Source organism: Lyngbya sp. PCC 8106 (assembly GCF_000169095.1).
Classification (GTDB): Bacteria; Cyanobacteriota; Cyanobacteriia; order Cyanobacteriales; family Microcoleaceae; genus Capilliphycus.
Genome location: NZ_AAVU01000093.1, coordinates 1 through 3,347, shown reverse-complemented (window position 1 = coordinate 3,347; position 3,347 = coordinate 1). Strand labels below are relative to the sequence as shown.

The following is a 3,347-nucleotide window of genomic DNA, read 5'->3' as shown; positions in this document are numbered from 1 at the left end:
ATATTAAGTTTATTCAACATCGTCCTTTACCTGATGGGTTGACAATTAAAAGAGCTTTAATTACCCAAAAAGCTGATGGCTTGTATGTAACACTAACACTTGAAGATAAATCAGTTCCTAGCCTAACTGTAGATATTCAACCAACAGAAGAAAACAGTTTAGGTATTGATAGTGGTTTAGAGTTTTTTGTTGCTTGCAGTGATTTAACTGCTGTTAAACTCCCTAAATTCTATCGCCAATCCGAAGATAAATTAGCTAAACTTCAATCAAAAAGAGATCGTAGAAAATTAGGGTCTAAAGCCAGAAGAAAGCTCAACCAAAAAGTAGCGAAACTTCATCAAAAGATCGCAAGGCAACGTAAACAATGGCACTATGAAATTGCTAATCAACTCTTAGATAAAGCTGATGTCTTATTTGTTGAAGACTTAAAGGTATCCAATATGTCTAGGCGAAATCAACCTAAGCAGGGAGAAAATGGAACATTTCTACCTAATGGACAATCAGCTAAATCTGGGTTAAACAAAAGTTTTGCTGATGCTGGTATCTCTGGATTTCTTAGCGAGATACTTCCTGGCAAAGCTGAAAAAGCTGGCAAGAAAGTAGTTAAAGTCAATCCAAAAGGTACATCTCAACATTGTGCAATTTGTCTTAATCGTGTTCCTAAAGAATTATCAGATCGTTGGCATTCTTGCGCTTGTGGTGCATCAATGTCAAGAGACATTAATTCGGCAATATTAATAAAAAAAGTGGGGTTGGGCGTTCGCCTCACTATAAAACGCAAATCTTCTGATAATAAGAAGAGGAGAAGCCAGCGTTCTGTTGCCTAAGCAACGAACGTCTGGAGTACGTCACAGGTGTTCCTCTATGTTTTTAGTATCGCCCCCCTCTTAAAATAAAAGGTGGGTAGTCTGTGGGAAATTTGTGGCTCGGTGTTTGTGGGGGATTTGTGGGGAATCTGTGGGTTAACCTTAACTTATTCTCAATCAACCTTAGAGTTATGGATATTGAAGTCGCTCTGAAATTTATCGAGGATCTGCTGGTTCGCAAGTCAGCGAGAAAGTTGACGGAGAATGAAAAAGCTATACTGAAGGGAAGTTGGGACGATTTAACATTGGATCGAATACCGGGTAAATACAGTTTTCAAAATGCCGCAGATATTAGAAAAACGGCGAGCAAACTCTGGCAAGATATTTCTACTGTATTTGATCCACCGATTAAAGTTACTAAACCGAAACTGAAAGGAATTATTGAACAGCAGTGGAGACTCAGACAAGAACCAGAACCCAAAACCTCAGAACTTCCGATTATTATTACCTCTCCTGAGAATAGTGATCGGTTAACGGAGCGTGATTTTGTGGGACGGAAAGAGGCGATCGCAGATTTAGATTGTTTGGTTGATAGAGGCGCCACCTGTATCTTGATTCAAAGTCCGGGAGGGGTGGGAAAAACGGTTTTAGCGGAACGATATTTAAGCCAACGTTTTAATCAGCCACTTTTGCGCTTTGATATTGCTAAAGATACCCAAAATATTAACTCGGCGGAGGGTTGGATTGAACAAAATTTGCGGAAGTTGGGGGAGGAACCGGGACGGGAATTTTTGGTGTCCTGCGATCGCCTGCGGACTAAGTTACATAGTAATGCGATCGCCATTTTGATTGATAACCTGGAACCCGCTTTAGATAAAAATGGAAAGTTGATCGACAATCATCGCAGTTATGTGGAATTATTGCGGGTATTGTGCGATCCGTCTCTCAAATCCCTAACTCTGATTACCAGTCGGGAACGGGTTTGCGAAAATTTGGAGATGACACTCTATCCTTTAAAGGTTCTGAGTGTGGAGGCTTGGCGGGAGTATTTTAGTCAAGAAGGGTTAAACGCAGATTCTCCGGTTTTGGCGCTCATTCATAAAGCCTATGGTGGGAATGCTTTGGCGATGAATATTTTGCGGGAACGGATTGCTTTAGATTACCAGGGAGATATTGAAGATTACTGGGAGTTTCATTATACCGAGGAAGGGGTGTCGGTGGAAACGGCGGTTCAAAATTTGCTCGTTGAACAATTTAGCCGCCTAGAAAGTGTTGATCTGACGGCTTATCAATTACTCTGTCGGATGGGGTGTTTTCGGTATCAGGATGTGCCAACTGTTCCCAGAAATGGGTTATTGTGTCTGTTATGGGATGTGCCTAAAAGAGACGCTTTAGGTGCGATCGAGAGGTTGTGGAATCGCGGTTTAATTGAGCGTGTCAATCGAGAGTATAAGTTACATCCTTTGATTCGACAAGAAGCGTTTGAACGATTAAAACTTCGTGAAGATTGGGAAAAGGCTAATCGTACAGCAGCCGAGTTTTGGACGGAGAGTGTTAAGACTATTGAGACAGAAATAGATGCAATTACTGCACTTGAAGCATACTATCAATACTTACAGATAGAAGATTTTGATAGTGCAGCAGATGTGATTGCTAAAGAACGAGATCATATTTATGAAATGGATGAACCGTTAGGGTGTTCATTTTATAGGTTGGGTTTGTTGATAGAAATAGAAAAAGTCATAAATACCATTAAAAATCAAGTCAATTTGGGTTTCTCTTTAGTAAGAATTTATAATATTTTGGGAGACACATATTGGATGACGGAAAAACTGCAAAATGCACTTTTAGCCCACGAGAAATCAGCAGAAATCGCCCAAAAAATTAGCACTCAAAAAAGGAAGGTGATGTCAATAAAAAAATAGATAGGCTTTATAGTGTTTCTTTTTTTAATCAAGCACTATGTAAACTGGAGTTACTAGAATTTTCAGAAGCCATAAAACTTCTTGAGATTTATTTGTCATCAAGAGATAATTATAGCAATTTTAAAAGTTTTTATACTTATTCTTTTCTGGCATTCTGCTATTGGTCTATTAATGATAGAAAACAATCTCAAATATTGCTAGAACAATCAATCAGTTTTTTTTGTCGAGATTTTAATCAAGCAAATACCTCTATAGAGCGCCAAATATGGAGTGCTGGATATTATTATATTTTGACAGGAAAAACTTACCATAAATTGGGACAAATTGATAATGCTGAAATCCAGTATAATGCGGCTATCTCATTTGCAAATCAAACAAATTTTTTACAGGTAAAAGCTAAAGGCTTGACAGGTTTAGGCGAAATTTATATGCAATCTAATTGGGAAACTGCTTTAAAGTATCACACTGAATCTATCCAAATTTTAGACAAAATGGGGGCAAAATGCGACTTAGCGGAAGCCTATTATCAACTGGGTTTAACCTATCAAGCAATGGGAGAAATCAGCAAATAGCCTAGATTATTTTAACAGAGCAATTCAACTGTGGCAAAAAATTG

At 38.5% G+C, this 3,347-nt stretch carries 3 protein-coding genes; all 3 read left to right on the top strand.

Annotated elements, in window-relative coordinates:
- A partial coding sequence (locus L8106_RS28940; protein ID WP_009785216.1) for an RNA-guided endonuclease TnpB family protein occupies window positions 1-827 on the top strand: 827 nt, incomplete at its 5' end.
- A 170-nt stretch (window positions 828-997) separates the two neighbouring features.
- Window positions 998-2,731 (top strand): ATP-binding protein, encoded by a 1,734-nt coding sequence (locus L8106_RS28935; RefSeq protein ID WP_009788139.1) that lies wholly within the window; start codon window positions 998-1,000, stop codon window positions 2,729-2,731.
- Between the two features lie 92 nt (window positions 2,732-2,823).
- The gene (locus L8106_RS28930; RefSeq protein WP_009788138.1) at window positions 2,824-3,303 is read left to right on the top strand and encodes a hypothetical protein; all 480 of its coding nucleotides are present in this window, start codon (window positions 2,824-2,826) and stop codon (window positions 3,301-3,303) included.
- The last annotated feature ends 44 nt before the right edge of the window (window positions 3,304-3,347 follow it).

Bases quoted from the DNA above. Each gene is read 5' to 3' on its own strand.
- L8106_RS28935 (WP_009788139.1), top strand. From the start codon at position 998: ATGGATATTGAAGTCGCTCTGAAATTTATCGAGGATCTGCTGGTTCGC.